Origin of the sequence: Lacrimispora indolis DSM 755 (assembly GCF_000526995.1) — a bacterium.
GTDB classification, from domain to species: domain Bacteria; phylum Bacillota; class Clostridia; order Lachnospirales; family Lachnospiraceae; genus Lacrimispora; species Lacrimispora indolis.
Map to the genome: position 1 here is coordinate 3,565,307 of NZ_AZUI01000001.1, position 22,610 is coordinate 3,587,916.

22 protein-coding genes are annotated in these 22,610 nt (G+C 46.8%); 18 read left to right on the plus strand and 4 right to left on the minus strand.

What is annotated here, in order from left to right; all coding sequences use genetic code 11:
- The first annotated feature begins 176 nt into the window (after positions 1-176).
- The 15 genes from K401_RS0117155 (at position 177) to K401_RS0117225 (ending at position 15,050) form a co-directional block, all read left to right on the plus strand.
- Positions 177-893 carry a biosynthetic peptidoglycan transglycosylase gene (locus K401_RS0117155; protein WP_024294101.1) on the plus strand — a complete coding sequence of 239 codons (717 nt, stop codon included), beginning with the start codon at positions 177-179 and terminating at the stop codon, positions 891-893.
- Between the two features lie 84 nt (positions 894-977).
- On the plus strand, positions 978-1,646 hold the full coding sequence (locus tag K401_RS0117160) for a 3'-5' exonuclease (protein WP_024294102.1): 669 nt from the start codon (positions 978-980) through the stop codon (positions 1,644-1,646).
- A 77-nt stretch (positions 1,647-1,723) separates the two neighbouring features.
- A complete protein-coding gene (locus K401_RS31315; protein WP_024294103.1) occupies positions 1,724-1,918 on the plus strand; it encodes a hypothetical protein in 195 nt (64 codons plus the stop codon).
- 16 nt (positions 1,919-1,934) lie between these two features.
- Positions 1,935-2,453 carry a GNAT family N-acetyltransferase gene (locus tag K401_RS0117170; protein ID WP_024294104.1) on the plus strand — a complete coding sequence of 173 codons (519 nt, stop codon included), beginning with the start codon at positions 1,935-1,937 and terminating at the stop codon, positions 2,451-2,453.
- A gap of 244 nt (positions 2,454-2,697) precedes the next feature.
- A complete protein-coding gene (locus K401_RS0117175; protein WP_024294105.1) occupies positions 2,698-4,344 on the plus strand; it encodes an ABC transporter substrate-binding protein in 1,647 nt (548 codons plus the stop codon).
- Positions 4,341-5,351: an ABC transporter permease gene (locus K401_RS0117180; protein ID WP_051464054.1), complete on the plus strand. Its 1,011-nt coding sequence runs from the start codon at positions 4,341-4,343 to the stop codon at positions 5,349-5,351. Before K401_RS0117175 ends, K401_RS0117180 begins: the two co-directional genes overlap by 4 nt.
- Positions 5,348-6,172 (plus strand): ABC transporter permease, encoded by an 825-nt coding sequence (locus K401_RS0117185; protein WP_024294107.1) that lies wholly within the window; start codon positions 5,348-5,350, stop codon positions 6,170-6,172. The genes K401_RS0117180 and K401_RS0117185 overlap by 4 nt, the downstream gene beginning before the upstream one ends.
- An 11-nt stretch (positions 6,173-6,183) precedes the next feature.
- Positions 6,184-7,119: an ABC transporter ATP-binding protein gene (locus K401_RS0117190; RefSeq protein ID WP_024294108.1), complete on the plus strand. Its 936-nt coding sequence runs from the start codon at positions 6,184-6,186 to the stop codon at positions 7,117-7,119.
- 1 nt (position 7,120) lies between these two features.
- Positions 7,121-7,729, plus strand: coding sequence for an ABC transporter ATP-binding protein (locus tag K401_RS0117195; RefSeq protein WP_024294109.1), 609 nt, complete (start codon positions 7,121-7,123; stop codon positions 7,727-7,729).
- 28 nt (positions 7,730-7,757) lie between these two features.
- Positions 7,758-8,501 (plus strand): nickel pincer cofactor biosynthesis protein LarB, encoded by a 744-nt coding sequence (gene larB / locus K401_RS0117200; protein ID WP_024294110.1) that lies wholly within the window; start codon positions 7,758-7,760, stop codon positions 8,499-8,501.
- Position 8,502: 1 nt separating this feature from the next.
- Positions 8,503-9,852 (plus strand): nickel pincer cofactor biosynthesis protein LarC, encoded by a 1,350-nt coding sequence (gene larC, locus K401_RS0117205; protein ID WP_024294111.1) that lies wholly within the window; start codon positions 8,503-8,505, stop codon positions 9,850-9,852.
- Complete coding sequence (gene larE, locus K401_RS0117210; protein ID WP_024294112.1) at positions 9,852-10,688, plus strand: ATP-dependent sacrificial sulfur transferase LarE; 837 nt, start codon at positions 9,852-9,854, stop codon at positions 10,686-10,688. The genes larC and larE overlap by 1 nt, the downstream gene beginning before the upstream one ends.
- A 547-nt stretch (positions 10,689-11,235) precedes the next feature.
- Positions 11,236-12,699: an aminoacyl-histidine dipeptidase gene (locus K401_RS0117215; RefSeq protein ID WP_024294113.1), complete on the plus strand. Its 1,464-nt coding sequence runs from the start codon at positions 11,236-11,238 to the stop codon at positions 12,697-12,699.
- 88 nt (positions 12,700-12,787) lie between these two features.
- Positions 12,788-14,707: an OPT/YSL family transporter gene (locus tag K401_RS0117220; RefSeq protein ID WP_024294114.1), complete on the plus strand. Its 1,920-nt coding sequence runs from the start codon at positions 12,788-12,790 to the stop codon at positions 14,705-14,707.
- Positions 14,697-15,050: a hypothetical protein gene (locus K401_RS0117225; RefSeq protein WP_024294115.1), complete on the plus strand. Its 354-nt coding sequence runs from the start codon at positions 14,697-14,699 to the stop codon at positions 15,048-15,050. The genes K401_RS0117220 and K401_RS0117225 overlap by 11 nt, the downstream gene beginning before the upstream one ends.
- A gap of 261 nt (positions 15,051-15,311) precedes the next feature.
- Here the strand turns inward: K401_RS0117225 and K401_RS0117230 are convergent, their stop codons facing one another.
- From K401_RS0117230 to K401_RS0117245, 4 genes are all read right to left on the minus strand, one after another.
- Positions 15,312-16,985 carry a S8 family peptidase gene (locus K401_RS0117230; RefSeq protein ID WP_024294116.1) on the minus strand — a complete coding sequence of 558 codons (1,674 nt, stop codon included), beginning with the start codon at positions 16,983-16,985 and terminating at the stop codon, positions 15,312-15,314.
- Between the two features lie 154 nt (positions 16,986-17,139).
- Positions 17,140-18,057, minus strand: coding sequence for a ketopantoate reductase family protein (locus tag K401_RS0117235; protein WP_024294117.1), 918 nt, complete (start codon positions 18,055-18,057; stop codon positions 17,140-17,142).
- 26 nt (positions 18,058-18,083) lie between these two features.
- Entirely contained in the window at positions 18,084-18,551 is a 468-nt protein-coding gene (locus K401_RS0117240) for a hypothetical protein (protein ID WP_024294118.1), read from the minus strand.
- 82 nt (positions 18,552-18,633) lie between these two features.
- Complete coding sequence (locus K401_RS0117245) at positions 18,634-19,563, minus strand: LysR family transcriptional regulator (RefSeq protein WP_024294119.1); 930 nt, start codon at positions 19,561-19,563, stop codon at positions 18,634-18,636.
- A 226-nt stretch (positions 19,564-19,789) separates the two neighbouring features.
- Here K401_RS0117245 and K401_RS0117250 point away from each other — a divergent pair, with 226 nt between their 5' ends.
- From K401_RS0117250 to K401_RS0117260, 3 genes are read left to right on the plus strand one after another with little or no spacing between them, the layout of a single operon-like run.
- A complete protein-coding gene (locus K401_RS0117250) occupies positions 19,790-20,623 on the plus strand; it encodes an ABC transporter permease (protein WP_024294120.1) in 834 nt (277 codons plus the stop codon).
- Positions 20,616-21,398 (plus strand): ABC transporter permease, encoded by a 783-nt coding sequence (locus K401_RS0117255; RefSeq protein WP_024294121.1) that lies wholly within the window; start codon positions 20,616-20,618, stop codon positions 21,396-21,398. The genes K401_RS0117250 and K401_RS0117255 overlap by 8 nt, the downstream gene beginning before the upstream one ends.
- Positions 21,399-21,409: 11 nt before the next feature.
- Positions 21,410-22,444, plus strand: a complete 1,035-nt coding sequence (locus K401_RS0117260) for an ABC transporter ATP-binding protein (RefSeq protein ID WP_024294122.1) — start codon at positions 21,410-21,412, stop codon at positions 22,442-22,444.
- Positions 22,445-22,610: the final 166 nt, after the last annotated feature.

Sequence of the window (22,610 nt, forward strand, 5' to 3'; positions counted from 1 at the left end):
CAGAGGAACTCTATGGTACAATTTAGTCATAACCATAGCATATCATATAACAAATGCCCTTCCAGGGATATCTATATGTTCAAAGACCGTGGGAGGATTTAAGAGGAAATACCCTTCGGGTATACTTATATGCCCAAAAAACATGGGCGAAAAAGAGGAAAGGAGACAGTGGATCTATGAGAATTGGAACATTTATAAGAAGAATGGTATTTTTGCTGATGACAGTGTGTCTTTTAGCCGGATTCACTGTGGCATATAAGGGGTATGAGATGTACCGGGAGGCTCTTAATGGAACCGGACTCCAGGAACGTGTGGAGTCTGTTCGGGATAAAGAAGGCTATACGGAATATGATAACCTGCCCCAGATTTATGTGAACGCAGTCATATCGGTGGAGGATCACCGTTTTTACCGCCATAATGGGATCGACTTAATTGCCATTGCCAGGGCAGTGACAAACGATATCAGGGCCGGAAAGCTTGTGGAAGGCGGCAGCACCATAACCCAGCAGCTTGCAAAGAACTTATATTTTGACCAGGATAAGGACATTGCCAGGAAAGCGGCCGAGGTGTTCATGGCCTTTGATATTGAGAAAAATTATTCCAAGGAGGAAATTTTTGAGCTGTATGTGAACTGCATTTATTTTGGGGACGGATATTACAGCGTAGGTGATGCCAGTGAGGGCTACTTTAAGAAAACGCCGGAGGAAATGACGGAGTATGAAAGCACTCTTTTAGCCGGTGTTCCTAATGCCCCATCCAAATATGCTCCGACCAAAAACCCGGTTCTTGCAGAGAAACGGCAGATGAAAGTTCTTCAGAGAATGGAGGCATGCGGATACTTTTCAGCGGAAGAAGCGGAGACAGTGGCGGAACAGATGGTTGCCCTTCATTGACTTTTACTTGATGTATGAAAGGATAGGGGGTATAATGGAGGTGTTACAAGTATCCTGTTTACATACAAAAGAATGGAGGAACCTATGGCTGTCAGACAGTTTGCAGGCAGACGTTTGAACCAATACGCAGAAAATTACGTAGTATTTGACTTGGAGACAACAGGCATCAGTCCTGAAGAGGATTCCATTATTGAGATATCCGCGATCAAGGTGAAGGGACATGAACCTGTAGCCGAATTTGATACACTGATCAATCCTGGGACTCATATTCCGGCCGGGGCTACCAACGTAAATGGAATCACAGATGACATGGTAAGGGAAGCTCCCGGATTAAGAGAAGCCCTGCCGGATTTCCTTACCTTTATCGAAGGGGAGATCCTGGTAGGACACAATATCCAGTCCTTTGACTTGCTTTTCCTTTACCGGGCTGCAGAAGAGCTTCTTGGAATAGGGGTGCCCAATGATTATGTGGATACTCTTTTTATGGCAAAGGCCTGCCTTCCCCAGCTTGGACGCCACCGTTTGACGGATATATCTGCGTATTTCCATATTGATACGGATGGAGCTCACCGGGCACTTTCTGATTGTATCATGAACCAGAAGTGCTATGAGGAGATGGGAAAACTGGACAATAAAGTGGAAGCTGAAGTTTGCCCTCAATGCGGCGGGGTGCTTAAGCTTCGCAGCGGAAAATTTGGACAATTTTACGGCTGTTCCAATTTTCCCCAGTGCCGTTTTACAAGGAATGTTTAAGAAACAGCTTACCGGTGTTATTTTGTACTGTACCGGAAGCATAGACTGATTACATAATGAAAGAAAGGGGAAACGGTGTGGAGGATAAGAACTTATATAATAAGATCATGCTGATCGCGTTTTGCCTGATCATGATTTTGCTTTGCGCCGGTATGTACAGCTGGTTTCATGGCGGGAATGCAGTTCCGGATCTGGAAGTACCCCGGGAAAAGGTCCAGGTCCTTCAACAGGAGTTTTGGGAGCCAGCGGGGCTTTCGGAGTCTGTAATCTAGGAGGAAGGACCGAAGCATGGAATTTTTGATTGAAAGGGCAGATCCCTCGGATTATCTGATCATGGCTGATGTGATCCAGTCGGTGTGGCAGCAGATTGAGCAGAAGGACTGGTTTGTTGCCGATGATTCAGAATACACCCGCCATACCCTGACAGAGGGAAACGGAATCGGTTACAAGGCCTTTGAAGCGGAATCCGGGACCCTGGCCGGTGTATTTATTGCTGCACTGCCGGGAGACAGGGAAGAAAACCTTGGCCGGGACATTGGCCTCTCCCAGGAAGAGCTGGGAAAGGTGGCCCATATGGAGTCAGTGGCTATTCTTCCGGAATACCGGGGAAACGGCCTTCAGTATATTCTGATGAAGACTGCAGAGGAAGAACTCAGGAAACAGGGCTTCCGGCATCTGATGTGCACGGTCCATCCGGAAAATAAATACAGCAGGAACAATATGATAAAGCAGGGGTACCGGGTTGTCCTGACTAAGGAAAAATACGGCGGATATTTAAGGGATATTTTACTAAAAGAAATATCTTAAGACGCCGGGGTTTGCAAACGTTTGCATAAAAAGCCGTTGACGTATGAATTGTTTTTACGTATACTTTTTTATAACGGCTGACAGAAGTCACCACTGACAGAATGTATAAAATATAACAATAAACAAAAACAGATACCAGGAAGGTATGGGTATTCCCAAGGAATACGTATGACTGTTTCTGGTATCTGTTTTTGTTGCGGAAAATACCGGAGCTGGTATGGCCGTTTATGGAGGAGGAAAAACGATGATAAAGTGTAAATGGGGGATTGCCGCGGCTTTTATGATGTCTGCCGTGGTCATGAGCGGATGTGGAAAGACAGGCGGGACCCAGGCTGCAGGGCAGGCCCAGACGGTTACGGAAGCTTCTGAAACAGAGGCCGCCGGGGAAAAAGACGGAGTTGTAGTGGTAATGGGAGTCACCTCGGAGCCTGAAGCAGGATTTGATCCGGCTTATGGCTGGGGAGCCGGGGAACATGTCCATGAGCCTTTGATTCAGAGCACACTCACGGTTACGGATAAGGATTTGAACATTGGTTACGATCTGGCAACGGATATGGAGGCAGGCAGCGATGGTATGACCTGGACCGTTAAGATCCGGAATGACGTTTCCTTTACTGATGGGGAGAAGCTGACCGCACAGGATGTGGCCTTTACTTATAATACCCTGAGGGATACCAGCTCGGTCAATGATTTTACCATGCTGGACCGGGCCGAAGCCCTGGATGATACGACGGTGGTATTTTATATGAAGCATCCGTATTCCATCTGGCCTTATACCATGGCAATCGTCGGGATCGTGCCGGAACATGCATATGGTGCGGATTACGGGGAACATCCCATCGGGTCCGGCCGGTACATATTAAAGCAGTGGGACAGGGGGCAGCAGGTGATCCTGGAAGCCAATCCCGATTATTATGGAGAGGCTCCAAAGATGAAACGGGTCACGGTCCTTTTTATGGAGGAAGATGCGGCTTTGGCGGCAGTCCAGTCCGGGCAGGCTGATGTTGCCTATACGGCAGCGTCCTATTCGGATTTAACAGTACCGGGGTTTGGGCTTTTGGACTGCAAAACAGTGGATAACCGGGGCTTTAACCTTCCTGTCATTCCTTCCGGAAGCGTATCGGAAGAAGGGGTGCCCATGGGAAATGATTTTACCAGTGATGTAATGGTCAGAAGGGCCGTCAATATGGGAATCAACCGGGAGGAAATGATCGATCACGTGCTGAACGGATACGGCAGTCCTGCCTACAGCGTCTGTGACAAAATGCCGTGGTATGAGCCTTCAGCAAAAACAGAGTATGACCCGGAAGGGGCAGAGGCTCTGCTTGAAGCGGCAGGCTGGAAAAAGGGCGGGGACGGGATTCGTGAAAAGGATGGGAAACGGGCAGAGCTTCATTTCCTCTATCCTGCCAGCGATTCCGTAAGGCAGGCCCTTGCCGCGGACACTGTCAATCAGCTGAAAAAGATTGGAATTGACGGGCAGATGGAAGGAGTTGGCTGGGACACGGCCTACGACAGAGCCCAGTCACAGCCTTTGATCTGGGGCTGGGGAGCCCACACGCCCATGGAGCTTTATAATATTTACCATACCATGGAGGAAACAGGGCTTGCGGCCTATTCCCCTTATGCCAATGAAAAGGTGGATCAGTACATGGATGAAGCCCTGGCACAAAATGATCTGGAAAAATCCTATGAGCTGTGGAAAAAGGCCCAGTGGGATGGGGAAACCGGCATTACCCAGAATGGGGATATTCCTTGGATCTGGCTTGTAAATATCGATCATTTATACTGGGTAAGGGATGGATTAAAGGTTGCGGACCAGAAGCTTCATCCCCATGGACATGGCTGGTCCATCGTAAATAATGTAGATCAGTGGAGATGGGGATCATGAAAAACAGCTGGAAAGGAAGGAAGATCATTTGGTTTTTATTTAAACAGTTTGGGCGGATGGCAGTCCTTCTTTTTCTGGTAAATGCAGCGGCTTTTTTTCTGGTATCGATTTCGCCCATTGATCCTTTAAAGGTCAATGTGGGCCAGGCAGCCCTTGGCTCCATGAGCCAGGAGCAGATCGCAAAGCTTTCCCTGTATTGGGGGACCGGGCTGCCGCCTGTGGAACGCTTCCTTTCCTGGGCCGGCGATTTTATAAAAGGGGATATGGGAACTTCACTTTTGTACCGGCAGCCTGTTTCTCATGTAATCGGCGTGAAGCTGTCAAATTCCCTGTGGCTTATGACTGTTTCCTGGGTGGTTTCCGGAGGAGCCGGTTTTGCCCTGGGGGTCCTGGCAGGTGCAAACAGAGGAAAGACGGTGGATAAAGTGATTTCCGCTTATGCCCTGGTGACTGCCAGCACCCCGGCTTTTTGGCTGGCCCTGGTGTTTTTGATGGTGTTTGCCGTACGGCTCCACATTCTTCCCATCGGGCTCAGCGTTCCCATTGGCATGGAAGCGGCGGAGGTCACGTTAAAGGACCGGGTGATCCATGGGATTCTTCCCTGCCTGACCCTTTCTGTTTCCGGGATGTCTGCCATCCTCCTTCATACAAGAGGGAAAATGATTCAGGTCCTGGAAAGCGATTACGTTCTTTTTGCAAGGGCCAGGGGAGAATCCAAAAGCCAGATCGTTTTTCGCCACGGGATCAGGAACGTCCTTCTGCCCGCCATGACCCTCCAGCTTGCTTCTGTCAGCGAAATCTTCGGAGGCTCGGTCCTGGTGGAGCAGGTATTCTCTTATCCAGGCCTTGGCCAGGCGGCTGTGACAGCCGGACTTGGAGGTGATGTGCCTCTGCTTCTGGGGATCACTGTCATCAGCGCAGCCATTGTATTTACAGGGAATTTTACGGCAAACGTGCTTTACGGCACAGTGGATCCGAGAATGAGAAAAGGGAGGGAAGGCGCATGAAACAATGGAACGGCCGGAAAACCATGGTCTGTCTCCTCATAGTTTTTATTGCACTTTTGACGGCTGTGGCCGTTGCCGGGCAGTTTTACAGGACAGAGGCTTTGGTCACTGATTTTTCCAGGAAAAATATGCCGCCCTGTCTTTCTTATCCCTTTGGTACGGACTGGCTGGGCCGGGACATGTTCGCCCGGACCGTGACAGGCCTTTCCATGAGCATCCGGATCGGTCTTCTCACTGCGGCTGTCAGCACGGTTATGGCATTTTTTCTGGGGCTTTTTGCGGCATCCATGGGAAAGGTGGCTGATGGGCTTGTGATCGGACTCATTGACCTTGTCATGGGGATCCCTCACATCCTTTTGCTGGTTCTGATCTCCTTTGCCATGGGAAAGGGCTTTAAGGGAGTGGTGATAGGCATATCCCTGACTCACTGGACCTCCCTTGCAAGGCTGATCCGGGGAGAGGTTCTTCAGCTTAAGGAGAGCCAGTACATAAAGATTTCCCGTAAGCTTGGTCATGGCGGATTTGAAACAGCCCTTAAGCATATGACCCCTCATTTGCTTCCGCAGCTTTTTGTGGGGCTTGTGCTGTTATTTCCTCATGCAATCCTTCATGAGGCCAGCATCACGTTTCTGGGCTTCGGGCTTTCTCCGGAGCAGCCGGCCATTGGCGTGATTTTGTCGGAGAGCATGAAGTACCTGGCAATGGGGAAATGGTGGCTTGCCCTGTTTCCGGGAGCGTTTCTGGTGGTTGTAGTTCTGCTGTTTCATTTAACAGGGGAAATGATGAGCAGGCTTATGGATCCCGGCTTTGTACATCAGTAGGAGGGAATGGATTGGAAGAGAAGAAAACAGTTCTGTCGGTAGAGCACTTATCGGTGTCATTCACCCAATATGAGCGTTGGATACAAAGGACCACTCTTTTGGCTGTCAAGGACGTGAGCCTGACTGTGAAAGAAGGGGAGCTGGTGGCAGTGGTCGGCTCCAGCGGATCAGGCAAAAGCCTGCTGGCACATGGTGTTCTGGGGATTCTGCCTTATAATGCGGCCTGGACCGGAGATATCTCCTATTATGGAGAGAAGCTGACGGAAGAGCGGAGAAAAAAGCTGCGGGGAAAGGAGATCGTTCTGGTTCCCCAAAGTGTTTCCTATTTAGATCCCTTAATGAAAGCCGGACCTCAGATCAGGAAAGGGAGGAAGGATAAGGAAAGCAGGGGGGAGAGCTTAAAAACGCTGAAACGGTACGGACTTGATGAGAGCGTGGAACGATTGTATCCCTATGAATTGTCAGGGGGAATGACCAGAAGAATCCTGATTTCCACTGCTGTCATGGAAAAACCAAGACTGGTCATTGCAGATGAGCCTACGCCGGGACTCCATGCGGAGGCCGCAAGGAGGGTGTTGTCCCATTTTCGGGAAATGGCCGATGAAGGGGCGGGGGTGCTTCTCATCACCCATGATCTGGAACTGGCGCTTGAAATTGCGGACCGCATTGTGGTATTCTATGCCGGAACCAGCGTTGAGGAAGCATCTGCCTCTGATTTCAGGGAGGAAAAATGCCTGCGCCATCCATATTCAAAGGCCCTTTACAGGGCCATGCCTGACCATGGATTTTGGGCTGCGCCGGGAACCCAGCCTTACTTAAAGGACCGTCCTAAAGGCTGCCCTTATAGTCCCAGATGTGAGCATCGGGAAGCAAGGTGTTCCGGGGAAGTGGAATACGTTGGCCTGCGGGGAGGAATGGTCCGGTGTGTAAAGGTAAAGGAGGGATAAGGTGAGACTGGAAGCTAAAAACATATCATTCCGGTATGATAATGGGAATAGACAGATATTAAACGATTTGACCATGCACATGGACAGCGGGGACCGTTTGGGGCTGATTGCTCCCAGCGGCTTTGGAAAGACCACCTGCTGCAAGATTCTTGCAGGGTATGAAAGACCGGACAAGGGAGAGGTGATTTTAGACGGAAAGCCCCTTTCTTCTTATAAGGGCTATTGCCCTGTCCAGATGATCTGGCAGCATCCGGAAAGCTCTGTAAACCCAAGGCTTAAGCTTAGGGAGGTTTTAAAAGAGGGGGATGGGGTGGAAAAACGGATCATAGAAGGACTTGGCATTGAAGCGGAATGGTTAAACCGGTATCCTGCCGAGGTTTCGGGAGGTGAGCTCCAGCGTTTCTGCATAGCCCGGGCGCTGGGCGGGGGAACTAAGTTTCTCCTTGCGGATGAGATCAGTACCATGCTGGATTTGATCACCCAGAGTCAGATCTGGAATTTTCTCATATCGGAAGTGAAGAAACGGGGAATCGGCCTTTTGGTGGTCAGCCATTCCGAGGGCCTTTTAAAGCGCATATGCACAAGAAGGCTTGATTTGCACGAACAATAAGACAACGTAAGAGGAGGGAGTCGGGATCATGGAGATTAGAGATATGCTTAACCTGGTGAAATCAGGAGAAATGGAAATCAGGGAAGCAGAGCAGCTGTTAAAGGATCTTCCTTATGAAGATCTGGGCTATGCAAAGCTGGACCACCACAGAGCGCTTCGTTCCGGCTTTGGAGAGACAGTCTTTTGTCAGGGAAAGCCGGATCCATATCTGGTGGAGATTTACAGGAAATTCTATGAAAGGGATGGTGAGGTGCTGGGAACCAGGGCGTCAGTGGAACAGTTTGATCTGGTTAAGGCCGTTGTGCCTGAAGTCTGTTATGACCCCATATCCAGGATCCTGAAGGTGGAGCGCCCGGGAAAGGAAAGGAAAGGCTGTGTGGCAGTCTGTACCGGCGGTACGGCTGATATTCCGGTAGCAGAGGAGGCGGCGCAGACCGCAGAATATTTCGGCTGCCAGGTGGACCGGATCTTTGATGTGGGGGTGGCAGGAATCCACCGCCTTCTTTCCCAAAGGGACAGGATCAGGAATGCCAGCTGTATTATTGCTGTGGCAGGAATGGAAGGGGCTCTTGGGACGGTGATTGCCGGGCTGGCGGAATGCCCGGTCATTGCAGTTCCAACCTCCGTAGGTTACGGAGCCAGCTTCCATGGGCTGTCAGCTCTTCTTACAATGCTGAATTCCTGCGCAAATGGAATTTCCGTTGTAAACATTGATAATGGATATGGAGCCGGATATATAGCAACACAAATCAATCGACTGGCGGTGAGATAAAATGGGAAAAATACTGTACTTGGAATGCAATTCAGGGATCAGCGGTGATATGACCGTAGGCGCTCTTTTGGACCTGGGAGCGGACAGGGAGGCACTCACTAAGGCCTTGCAGAGCCTGGGAGTGGATGGCTATCATCTTCATTTTGGCAGGACCAGGAAATGCGGGCTGGATGCTTATGATTTTGATGTTATCCTGGAGGATAAAGAGCATGATCATGGACACGGGACTGCTCACAGGCATAGCCATGAGCATGACGGCAGCCACGAAAATGATTACAACCATAGTCACGGTCATGACCACGAGAATGATCACGGCCATAGTCACTGCCATGACCATGAAAATGATCACAACCGTGACCACAACCATATCAGCGGTCATGATCAGCTCCATGTCCACCGGAATCTCCAGGATATTTACGCCATCATTGACCGCCTGGACTCCAACAGCAGGGTAAAGGCAATGGCAAGGCGGATGTTTGAAATCGTGGCAGAGGCGGAGTCAAAGGCCCACGGCATCCCTGTGGAAGAAGTCCATTTTCATGAGGTGGGAGCCATTGATTCCATTGTGGATATTATCGGTGTGGCAGTCTGTGTGGACAGCCTGGGAGTGGATGAAATCGTGGTGTCTCCTCTGTCGGAGGGATATGGCAGCGTCCGCTGCCAGCATGGGGTCATCCCGGTTCCTGTTCCGGCAACAGTAACAATTGCATCGGCTCATGGGCTGACGCTTCGGCTTACTGACAATGAAGGAGAAATGGTGACTCCCACCGGAGCAGCTATTGCAGCAGCCCTTAGGACAAGAAAGGGCCTGCCATCCTCCTTCCGGATCTTAAAAACAGGAATCGGAGCAGGGAAAAAGGACTTTAAGCAGGCAAATATCCTGAGGGCCATGATTCTGCAGGAAGAGGAAAAAGAGGCAGGAGAAACCATGTGGGTTTTGGAAGCCAATATTGATGACTGCACCGGGGAAGCCTTTGGTTTTGCCATGGAATCTTTATTAGAAGCGGGAGCGGCGGATGTCTGGTATACGCCTGTCTTTATGAAGAAGAATCGTCCTGCCTATATGCTCAGCCTGATCTGCCGGGAAGGGGAGATCAGCAGAATGGAGGATATTCTGTTCATTCAGACCACCACCATTGGAGTCAGGAGATATCCGGTTTCCAGGACCATTCTGGACAGGAAGAAAAGAACAGTTATGACCGAATGGGGAGGAGCTGAGGTAAAAATCTGTACCTACAAGGACAGGACGTTCTGTTATCCGGAATTTGAAAGTGTAAGAAGTATTTGCAGGCAAAGCGGACTGGATTACCAGACCGTATACGGTATCATACGCAAGGAGGCGGAAAAATAATGGAGCAGAATATATCAGAAATAAAAAAACGTCTGGAACAGACGATGGCGGAGTATGCCAAAGAAGACATTTGTCTGGCTTTTTCCGGGGGAGTGGATTCCAGCCTGCTGCTGAAGGTGGCCGCAGATGCGGCAGGAAAGACGGGGAAAAACGTTTATGCGGTAACCTTTGACAGCCGCCTTCACCCTTCCTGTGATCTGGAGATCGCCGCCAGAGTGGCAAAGGAGCTGGGAGGAATCCATAAGGTAGTCTCCGTCAATGAACTGGAGCAGGAGGAAATACGCTTTAATCCTGTAAACCGGTGCTATCTGTGTAAAAAGAAACTGTTCCAGTCTTTAAAGGATTTTGCCCAGGAACAGAACATTCCTTATATCATGGATGGGACCAATGAGGATGACCTTCATGTTTACCGTCCCGGGATCACGGCCTTAAGGGAATTAGGAATCATCAGCCTTCTGGCAGAGCTTCACATCACCAAGGCCCAGGTAAAGGAGCTGGCCGCGTGGTACGGAATCTCCGTAGCATCCAGGCCTTCTGCTCCATGTATGGCGACCCGGCTTCCTTACAATACGGAAATCAATTACGATGTCCTGAGCCTTGTCGGAAGGGGCGAAGAGTTTGTAAGCTCTCTTGTGAAAGGAAATGTGCGCTTAAGGCTTCATAAAGACATCGTCCGGATGGAGGTGGACCGGGAAGCAATGGGAGAGCTGATGGAAAAGAGCGGGGAAATCATCTCTTACTTAAAGGAATTGGGATTTACATATATCACCATGGATTTGGAGGGATTCCGGTCCGGAAGCATGGATGTGGGGATAGAACCCATCGTGCAGAATTGATTGTGTTTCTTGTGCAGTTACAGAGATTGCTATGTTAGTTTTTCATTTCAGGCTGATACGGAAAGAGTGCGTTTCCATGGGGAAATGCACTTTTTTCGTATTTTTCGTATTTACTTATCCGGCTGGATCACTTCCAGCTGTGATTTCAGCCCCAATTTCGGGAAGCTGTTCCATTGACATTGATATTAATGATAGGATCCGTAAGAGGATGATTACTAATTATAATATAAAATTGTGTACATTATTCATTGTGAATTTTAATCAATACCTGCTTATATCAAGGGATATACGAATCACGGGCAGGGATGAAAGGTTTATAAAATGTATATTTATTAATTATTACCTAAATATTAGGTTATAATTGAAAATATAATGGTATTTTTGAACATTACAAGAGAAAGTGTTGAATAAAGTTTATGTTAAAATGCACAAATAAGTCTATTGTATTTTGGACTTAATTGTGTTAATATGTTATTGGGTTTTTTGCCCATAAACCTGTTTTTAAACACATAGAGGGCTAATTTTTTAGTAAAGGAGATCATATACCGTGGGTAACAAAGCATTGGTAAACGTGGAACCGGTTGAAGTGTTTCAGTATTTTGAGGAAATCAGCAGTATTCCGAGAGGTTCGGGAGATGAAAGAAGAATCAGCGATTATTTAGTTTCTTTTGCCAAAGAACACAAGCTGGAGGTCATACAGGATAAAGCACTGAATGTAATCATCAAGAAGCCAGGGACCAGGGGGTATGAAGAAAGCCCCGGCGTTGTGATCCAGGGACATATGGACATGGTATGTGAAAAGAGACCTGATGTAACCCATGATTTTATGACAGATCCGATTCAATTGAAAATCGTTGGAGATATGCTTTACGCAGACGGAACAACTCTCGGAGGAGACGACGGTATTGCCGTTGCTATGGGATTAGCGGTTTTGGCATCGGATACGCTGGAGCACCCGCCCGTGGAATTGGTGGTTACCACTTCTGAAGAGACTGGAATGGATGGCGCCCATGTGCTGGATCCCAAAAATGTATCGGGTAAAACGCTTATTAATATTGACTCAGAGGAAGAGGGAATCCTGACGGTAAGCTGTGCAGGCGGCTGTACCTCCAGGATCAGTATTCCCATAATATGGGAAAGCCCGGATCCCAGCCGGGCGGCTTATGCAATTGATATTTCAGGTCTGCAGGGCGGTCATTCCGGAGTGGAAATACATAAGGGCAGAGCAAATGCCAATAAATTGATGGCCCGCCTTTTGAAAAGCTTGAGCTCGGAGATGGATTTAAATTTATGCTCCGTAAGTGGAGGTTCAAAGCATAACGCCATTGCCCGCGATGCACAGGCTGTGGTGTGTGTTAATATTGACAATGTCTCAGAACTGAAAGAGCAGGTTTCCCGTTTGGAGGAAATATTTAAGGATGAATTCAAAACAGCAGATCCGGATATAAAAATTGAGCTAAAACCTGCTGAAAATATGCCGGAACGAATCATGTCAAAGGATACAAAGGAAAACATCATTAATTTTATGTATCTGATTCCAAACGGAATACAAAGTGTAAGCATGGATATTGAGGGGTTGGTAGAAAGTTCATTGAATCTGGGAGTAGTTCAGATAAAGGAGGACAGCGTTGAGATCATCAGTTCTATAAGAAGCTCTGTTGGAAGTATAAAGGATAATATTTATAATACCGTTGCCGCCATTGCCGGCCTTACCAATGGAAAGGTGTCTGCTGAATCGGATTACCCGGAATGGAAATATAATCCCGATTCAAAAGTAAGACAGCTTTTTATAGACTTATATGAGAATTTATTTGGTGAAAAACCTCTGATAAGTGCAATTCATGCCGGACTTGAATGTGCGATTTTTGATAAAAAGTTTAATGGAAACCTGGATATGATTTCCATTGGACCTACCATGTCTGGAGTACATACTGCAGAGGAGCATCTAAGCATTCCGTCTACCCAGAGGACATGGAAGTATTTGACAGAAGCGCTGAAAGCTCTCAAATAGCGGCATAGAGGTGGACCATTTATTGGGTTTCAATTTATGGCAATTATTGAATCAAGCAATGACTATATAATATAAGGGAGTACTGTGTATGAATCAAAAATTATCTAAAGGAGCATATGGCGGTGTGTCCGGAAAAGACTACGTCCCATACGTTTCCAAAAGCTCAGGATTGGGCGGAAATATTACAGTATTAATCATTGGTATTCTTCTGTCAGCATTGTTCGCCGCATCGACTGCTTACTCGGGGATGAAAGCTGGTCTTACAGTTGCCGCCGGGATACCGGGTTCCATATTGGGTTCTGTATTTATTGCTGTTTTTGCCAGGGAAAAGGGGATTCTTGGAAAGACACTCATGCAGGGGATGGCAAGCGGCGGTGAATCCATTGCCAGCGGCATGATATTTGTTTTGCCGGCAATTCTTTTGATTGGTTCCAAAGTGACATTTCTGGAAGGCTTTGTGATCGGAGTCGGCGGTGCATTGTTTGGTATTGGGGCAGCTTCTCTTGTTTACAATTATTTGATCGTGGAAGAGCATGGGAAATTAATGTATCCGGAATCAATGGCTATTTCTGAAACCCTGGTTGCTTCGGAAGGCGCTAAAGATTCACTTAAGTTTATGGGGATCGGATTTGGAATAGGCGGTTTGATAACCATGTTGACCAGCTCATTCTTAAATATCACCAACAATGTGATCAGCTTTGTAAATGAGCCTTTTTACAAATGGAAGTTTCAGCTGGAAGTAAATCCCCTGCTGCTGGGGATCGGCTTTATTGTTGGAATGCAGGTGTCCGTGACCATGTTTGCCGGTTCCATATTATCCAACTTTGCCGTTACTCCTCTCATTGGCTATTTTGCTTCTTTAGGCAGTGGCGGCCCGGCCGTATGGAATAATCCCGCTGTCAGTGTAAACGGCATGGGGGTCAGCGATATAGCAGGGAGCTACGTAAAATATATCGGTGCTGGCATGATGCTTTCCGGCGGCCTGATCGGTGCGGTAAAGCTGATTCCGACGGTTATCGCTTCCATAAAGGAAACCATGAATGCCAGAGGAAAAGGCGCCGGCGCCGGGTCTTCTGTTGAAACTGTTATATTACTGGCAGGTATTATCATAGGCTTTATCGGCGGTTTCCTGGTGTCAGGCGGCAACCTTGCCATGGCTTTGCTTGGCGCTGTTTTGTCCATGGTGCTGTCCTTGATGTTTGTCATTGTTTCCGGCCGTTTAACCGGTACCATCGGAACTTCAAACCTTCCGGTATCCGGAATGACAATTGCTTCTATTGTTATTGTCACACTGCTGTTTGTGGGATTGGGTTGGAAGAGCGTGGCTGATAACAAGGCCTTGCTGCTGTTCGGCTCCTTTATCGTCACTGCAATCGCTGCGGCGGGAGGTTACTGCCAATCGCAAAAAGTTTCTTTTATCATTGGCGGAGATAAGACTGAAATGCAGAAATATTTTGCCATTGCTTCAGTGGTAGGCGTTGTGGTAGTTACCTGCGTCATATTATTGCTTTCAAACCAGCTTTCCATGACCGGTGACAATGTTCCGTTTGCACTGCCTCAGGCGAATTTAATGGCAACCTTGACCGCCGGAATCATGTCGGGTCAATTACCCTGGGTCATGATCATCTGCGGTATTGTGATGGGAATTGTATTGTTTTTACTGGGACTCCCTGTAATGACAGTGGCAATAGGGTTTTATTTACCCATATCCACAACCTCTATCATTTTGATAGGAGCCCTGGTTCGTTTCTTTGCGGAGAAATACTCCCAAAATGAGAGGGAAAGTGAAGTGAGGGTTTCTAACGGAGTAAGCCTGTCGTCAGGGCTTGTTGCCGGCGGATCAATCATCGGACTGATCGGAATCATACTGCAGGTTGCGGGCATTATCAAAGGCACCGGTCCAAACGGATTTGCGAACACAAATGGAATGGCATTTATCTTACTGATTATTCTTGTAGCAGCGACCGCAATACCGATTTTTAAGAGTGAAGTGAAGAATGTTAAATAATAATGATGAGGTTTTAAATATCATATATAAAATTTCGGATGAACTGGAATATGAAGTTGACAAAAACGGCATTGTGACCATACTTGAAAAACAGGATCACAAGGTCCAGCGTTTTTTTAGAAAACTTGGTTTCAGAATTCCGGAATATAAAAAGACTGCCATGGATGAGTATGGAAGCTGGGTTTTTCTTCAAATTGACGGCAGCAGAACTGTTTGGGAAATTGGCAAAGGCCTTGAAGAAAAGTACGGCCATAAGGTTTTGCCGCTGTATGAAAGATTGCTGTTATACATCAGTCACCTGGAGCAGCAATTTCACTATATCGAAAATACCGGCAGGATGTAATAAAGAGTCTGCTTTGCAGACTCTCCAGCCACTATGGAGTATTTCAGCAGACATACTTTAGCACGGAGGAATCACAATACATGTAGACCGGTGCCGGGAATTACGTCCTGGCACCGGTCTTTTTTTCGCATCAGCGTGAACATGCCTTGAATTTCAAGGGAATGACTAACTGACTGCGGACGTATATGGCGTACAGATTCCAGTCCTTTTAGATGTCCTTATTAACGGATCACTGAAAGAAGAACAGATTGACACTGGAGTTTAAGCATTTTTAACTGTTGTAAAAAAACGATTGATATCCACCAGGCCATAACCCCATATGTTATTTGGATAAGTATTGTAATCATCCCGCATTGCATTCCAACTTAACTGCCGGTTAATAATGTTGCCGGTCATCTGGATATAATTCTTTTTGACAATTGCCCATTCAAAAACCATAGCCATAATGCCTGCTGTGTGAGCCGCCGCCGCTCCTGTTCCTGTGGCATAGCCATATGTGTTTTCCGGAAGTGCACATGGGATACGATAGCCTGGAGCTGCAATATCAGGTTTAATTAATCCTATTCTCGTGTAGCCTCTGCCTGATTCTTCCAGAATGCTGTTATTGTCCTGATTATAGGCGGTAACCGTCAACAGGCTTTTTGCATTTCCCGGAGAAGTAATCGTAACGTTTGGATCTGAGTTTATAAAGTATGTTTCGTTTGAGATCAAGTCACCTGTCGGGAGCCATGCATGAAAGGAGAAGGAATCATTATTCATATTCTCTACATGAATATGCCAGATTCCTGGAAAGGTATTTTGGAAACGCAGCAGGATAAGCTGGTCTCCGGTGTTTTGTTCAAAAATAATATTATTTATCCAGATGTTTGTTTCGCTTAAATTGAAATTATAATTTAAGCAGCTATTTAGAGCCGGAGGAATTAATCTGGTAGATTCATTGTTGGGTGAAGTGATGCTGATGGAGAGCTGTGCCGGAGAATATGACCAGATTTCCAAGGAGAACATACTGTCATCATTTCCCGCATTTAATTCAAAATCATGGTAAGAGAATCCGGATACAGGGGCGCCGAAATAATGCCTTTGTTTGTTTCCTTCATTTCCTGCTGAGACTGCAACTCCAACTCCGGGAAGCAGTGCCAGGTAATCCAGATAGCTGCTTAAAGGACCGTTCCCGTCATGTCCTCCCTGACTTGTTCCAAGGGCAATACAGATCACCATTGGCTTATTTAATTGCAGGGAAACAAGAAAGAGATAACGTGCGGCAAGCATAATATCAGATTCCTGAAAACACAGGGCACTGTCCGGTATTAAAAAGATATCTTTTAAATTTTTTTTTGCATTTTTCAGTTTTACGACCACCAGATCAGCTTCCGAAGCAACACCGCGTAACCTTTGGTCATTGGTTGGGCTGCCGGCCACTATGCTGGAAATTGCCGTGCCATGGCCATTGGTATCAATCGAAGGAACGATAGATAAAGGATCATCAGACTGCAACGCTTGGTTTATTAAATCTCTGCCGTATTCGGAGCCAAATGCAAAGCTTTCCGGCCGTTCACCGTTTTGTATGGTCTGATCCCATATGGACTGAATGCGGGTGGTTCCGTATCTGTTTCTAAAAGCCTGGTGCCGGTAATCAATGCCTGTATCTATAATTCCTATTAAAACGTCTTTTCCAAACAAGCTTAAATCAGGATTGCTCTGAACTGCTGTAATTCCTGATCTGTCTATACTTGCTATTGAATTCAGCGTAAAGATTGATGAAAAACTGTTGTAAGGATACAGGCCTAAGTCACAAAGGTTCATAGATTCTACGGGAACATGTTCCAAAGAAAAATCTTCATTGAGGTAAGTCAAATCATAGTTAATTTCATGTAATGGAATGAGAGCATTATTAATAAACAGATCGTAATAATTATTATCAAGTATTCTTTCCAAACTCAAGCCCCTTTTTACATTCTGGTGTCTCACCTATATTTATGCAAAAAGATTGGAATTATGAAATTTATGGATCATATCAAAGCAATTAATGGTAATAATTGAATAAAATCATTCTGGTCTTTTAGATGAGTTTGATAGATCGGGATTTTCCTTAATAAGCTGCTTCTATTTCTTTGATCTTCTCATAAAGCATATCATTGACCGGAACCATTAACCCGTGTTTTGCCGCCAGACGCCGGACAACTCCGGAAAACATTTCCACTTCCGAATACCGGCGGGCGATTCCATCCTGACGCATGGAGGGAACGCTTTCCGGTGAAAGGGTTTTGATCAGATTTATGTAGAAAGCCATATCTTCTTCCGATAAGCCGACTCCTTCTTTTTGAGAAAGGGCGATCACTTCTTCCATGGCCCCGATCAGGGCGTCGTAAGCTTTTCCGGGAGCAAGCACTCCGCTGTAATCGGTTTCAAAGGCCATACAGGTCTGGTTGATCCCTACATTCAGCATGAATTTTCCCCAAAGGCGTTTCACAATGTTGTCTTCTACCTTATAAGATACACCGGCTCTGTCAAAGTATCCGGTTAAGTCCTTTAGCCGGGACTCCTGTCCATTGGTTCTGGTTCCAAGATAAAGTGTTCCGGGACGGGTAAAAGTGAGCTTGGAACCGAACCTCATGGCATCCATTCCCTGTGCAATGCAATAAAGCACTTTTTCCTGGCCGAACCGTTCTGCAATGATCTCCTCGCTGTCGATTCCATTCATGACTGATATGATGGTGGTATCAGGGCCGATGCTGGCCGCCATGGTATCCAAAGCAGAGGGAAGAGCGCCGTACTTGACGGCCACAATGAGAAAATCCACAGGCAGAGCCTTTGCACAATCCTGAATTCTAAAGGAAAAGGGCCGGCCGTTTATGGAGAAGGGCGTCCGGCTGTAACGGTCTATTCGCTCACGGTCCCCGAGAAAGAAAACGGCATCAGGGCCAAGGGAGGCGGAAATCTGGCTGGCATAGAGCATACCTAATGCGCCCATCCCTACAATTGCAGTTGTTTTTTCATGATCACTCATAAAGTCTCCTTTCAATAAAGCCTTTCTTACTGGATCAGGCATTGGCTTTTGTCTAAGCCGCCTGCATTCATGCTGTCCTGATATATTTTTTCCAATTCTTCCAGGTGAAAGGCTCCGTCAGCTACCTGGTAATATTTTTTCGTATCCGGCAGATAGAACATGCCGTTTTCGTCCACATTTACCGCACCGGTCTGACCGTCGGAGCTGGAAAAATAAATCTGATAAGTGGTGGCTATATCAAGGGCCCCGTCTGGAACTTCTTTTAAAGAGAAGCCGTGAAAGAGATCAGCCACTGTGGCTATGGTTTCTTTATTTTCATCATAAAAAGAATAACAAATGGAACCATAGTAAATGGAAACGGATTCAGTTTTTTCTGTGTCAACGGGAATTCCGGTAAGGTCCCTTGCTGTCTCCTTTTTCTGGATCTGGCAGGAGGTAAGGGATAATAAAATCAGGATAAAAAGGAAAATAGTTTTTTGTATTCTTCTAACCATAGGAAACCTCGTTTTTAAATCTATATTACCACAAGTTTAAAAAAAAGCAAAGAAATAGGGGAAGAATCGCCGGGACTAAACCCTATAGATGTTTTGTCTGATAATAGCCGGCCAGGATATCAAGATAGGCCTTGGCGTATTTCGGCAAATACCGGTTTTTCTGGTAAGCAGCTATAAGAGTATTTTGGATCTTTTCCTTTCCAATGGAAAGGCAGACGGAAGAGCTGGGCTCCCTGTCTTTTAGAAAATGGTAGTAGCTTTCCGGGGCAAAGGCAGCCCCTAAGCCTTCCATGGCAAGGCGGATGGACATTTCACTGCTTCTGGTATGAAGCAGGACCTTTGGTTGCAGCCCGTAATCCTTAAAGAGCTTTAGGGCAAGGCCCCCGGTATTCTGGTCCGGGTAGAGAAGGATAAAGGGGGCGTCTGCAAGAAGGCTTAGATCGATCCAGGGATATTGGAAACCTTCTTTTTTTTCTGCCTTCTGTATCAAAGGATTTGAGCCTGATAATATCAGAACCATTTCTTCTTTTCCTATAACCTGGTAATCCAGGCCGGTGGGGAATTCATGGACATTGTAAAAGGTTAAGTCCACAGTGTGGTCGGTCAGGGTATGTTCGGCTACAAAATTGACCTCCTCCATCATGTTGACCGTGACGTGGGGATACAGCCGGTGAAATTTGGACAGGGTGGGGCCGATCAGGCTGTTTCCAAGCATGATGGGGATGGCGATATTTAGGCGTCCATGGTTCTGATGCATGATGTCATCAAATTCCATATCCCATTCCATGCCGTATTCTACGATTTTTTCTGCATAATGAATGTAGCGTTCTCCGATGTAAGTTGGAAAATAACCGCTTCCAACCCGGTCAAAAAGGCTGACTCCAAGCTGATGCTCTAAGTTTTTTAAATATTTACTTAAGGATGGCTGGGAGATGAAAAGACTTTCTGCCGCTTTGCTGATGTTTTTCTGCCTGGCAATTGCCAGAATGTATCTTGCTTCTTTCAGTTCCATAGGTGTTCCCCCTTTTGTGCAGGTGATGAGGTGGCTTACCAGAATGTTTTTCATTCCGATCATATACTCCTATTATAGCTTTACTGCATAAAAAATATAGATTATATGTATTTGACGTACAGTATATCATAAATTATAATAAAAGTATAGATATAAATTAACTGTACTTATAAGTAATAATAAGTTTTGACAATGAATGATGTGTAAAACCCGCGGGGAGGTCAGGATGAAGAAAAGTAGTGCATTTATAATGGTCGTGCCAGGGCTTGTAATATTGGCAGTGTGTCTGTTTCTTCCGCTCTTAAGGGTACTTGTCCCGTCTTTTTCTACCGGGGACTATCCTTTGAGCGCCTATGTGGAATTTTTTCAGGATGAGTATTATCTTAAGATTTTTATGAGGACGGTCAAGGTCGCATTTATAACGACGATTGTCTGTATGGCTGCGGGAGTTCCCACCGCGTATTTTATAAGCCGGTGCAGGAAAAAATGGAGGGGGATCCTTCTGTCTGTTTCTATTTTTCCCCTGATGACCAATTCTGTAATCAGAAGCTTTGCCTGGATTAATATATTAGGGAGCAACGGCATCATCAACCGGTTTCTTCTGGCAGCCGGTCTTGTGGAAAAGCCTGCCAAGCTGTTATACACGGATTTCTCCATCATCATTGGTTCCGTTTACTTATTTCTTCCCCTTATGATCGTTACGGTGGCCGGTATCATGGAAAATATAGAAGATGACATGATGGAGGCTGCTATCAGCCTGGGCGCGGACAAGTTCAAGGCTTTTATGAAGGTGGTTTTTCCCATGAGCCTTCCAGGAATCATTGTGGGGGGCATCCTGGTGTTTACCGGTACCCTGACCGCCTATACAACGCCTCAGCTTCTGGGAGGCAATAAACATATGGTCCTTGCCACTTTCATCTACCAGAGAGCCATGAGCGTTGGAGACTGGAATGGGGCTGCGGTCATTTCCCTGATCATGATCGTCACGACCCTGGTTGTCATCAAGGGCTTAAATACCCTGGCGGCCAGGCTGGACAGAAGAGGAGGAAACAATGCGTAAAAATAAAATGCTCACCGCTTTTGCCGTGCTGGTATTCCTGTTTTTGATCCTGCCTCTTGTGATCATCACTGTGACTGCTTTTGGGGAGGGCAGTGCCATCACCTTTCCCATTGAATCTTTTTCTTTCCGTTGGTTTATCAATGTATTTGCCTTAAAATCCTTCCGGGTTTCCTTTTTGACCAGTCTGGAAATTGCGCTCCTTGCCACTGTGGCCGCCCTTATTGCGGGGATCCCGGCTGCCTATGCCCTGGCAAGGTCAGGCATGAAAGGAAAGGGGGTTTTAAAATCCATCTTCCTTTCCCCAACCATTGTGCCTGGAATCGTAATCGGTTTTGTTCTTTATCAGTTTCTGGTGCTGACCTTAAGAATTCCGGTATTTGCCGGACTTTTGGCCGGACATTTCATGGTAACCCTGCCCTATGTGATCCGGGTGGTGGGCTCCAGCTTAGACCAGTTCGATTTTTCGGTGGAAGAGGCGGCCTGGAGCTTAGGGTGCACAAAAACAGGGGCATTTTTCCGGGTGGTGCTTCCTAACATTACATCAGGAATTTCCGCAGCCTTTATGCTGGCCTTTATTAACTCCTTTAATAACATTCCGGTTTCCATGTTTCTCTCAGGTCCCGGGGTATCCACATTCCCTGCGACCCTCATGAATTACATCGAATATAATTACGACCCTACTGTGTCAGCGGTTTCCGTGCTTTTAATGGCCATAACGGTCCTTATTATGGTAATTGTTGACAAGACCCTGGGAATAGCCGCTTTGGCGAAATAGGAGGAAAAACCATGGCATATATGACGCTGCAGAACATTGATGTCTGTTATGACAAGAAGAAGCAGATTTTAAAGGGACTTGATTTAGAGGTACAGGAAGGGGAACTGGTTTCCTTATTAGGGCCAAGCGGCTGCGGAAAGACCACAACTCTCCGGGTGGTGGCAGGATTTCTTGAGCCTCAGAACGGAGTTTTTACTTTAGATGGAGCAGACTTGACGAAGGTTCCGGTCCATAAGAGGAATTTTGGGATCGTATTTCAAAGCTATGCCCTGTTCCCTCATTTAAGTGTTTATGACAATGTGGCCTTTGGGCTTAAGATGAGAAAGCTTGATAAAGCGGACATTGATAAAAAGGTGGATCAGATCCTGGAGGTCTGCGGCCTTACGGAGTTCCGGGGGCGGTTTCCCCAGCAGATGTCAGGCGGCCAGAGACAGAGGGTGGCCCTTGCCAGAGCGCTGGTGATCGAGCCAAAGCTTCTTCTCCTTGATGAGCCGTTAAGTAACTTAGATGCAAAGCTGCGCATCAACATGCGCATGGAGATCAAGAGGATCCAGAAAAAACTGGGCATTACCACCTTGTTCGTCACCCATGACCAGGAGGAGTGCTTTTCCATTTCCGATAAGGTGGCTGTCATGAACCGGGGCGTGATCGAACAGTTTGACACGCCGGAAAACATTTATCAAAAACCCAACACGGAATTTGTTGCAAGATTTATCGGATTTGAAAACTTTCTTCCCTTAAAGAAGGAGGGAGACGTATATAAAACCGGGACCGGCGCAGTATTTAACGTAGAGACTGCCCAAAGGGAAGGTGCCTGCATGGGTACCATACGGCCGGAGGATATCCGGGTGGCAGATCAGGGACAGGACAATAACATCCTGGAAGGAACTGTGGGCGTCCGGACATTTCTTGGAAAAGGCTATCAGTATGAGGTACTTACGGCAGCAGGAAAGTTTCTGGTAAACAGGCCGGCAGAAGAGACTTACGAAGAGGGCAGTAGGATCCGCCTTTATCTGCCGGAGTCAAAGCTGATTCTTGTTTCTTAATGCGGGATAGCCTGGGGGTGCACTTATGTGCCCGGTAAGGGTGGGAAGTATTAAGGAAACACCCAGGGGTATCCCTGTATGCCAAAAAGCATGGCGAGAATCAAAGAAATTAAAGGGTAACAACGGCTGATAAAGCCGGACAATTATAAAAAGGAGAGGATCAAGA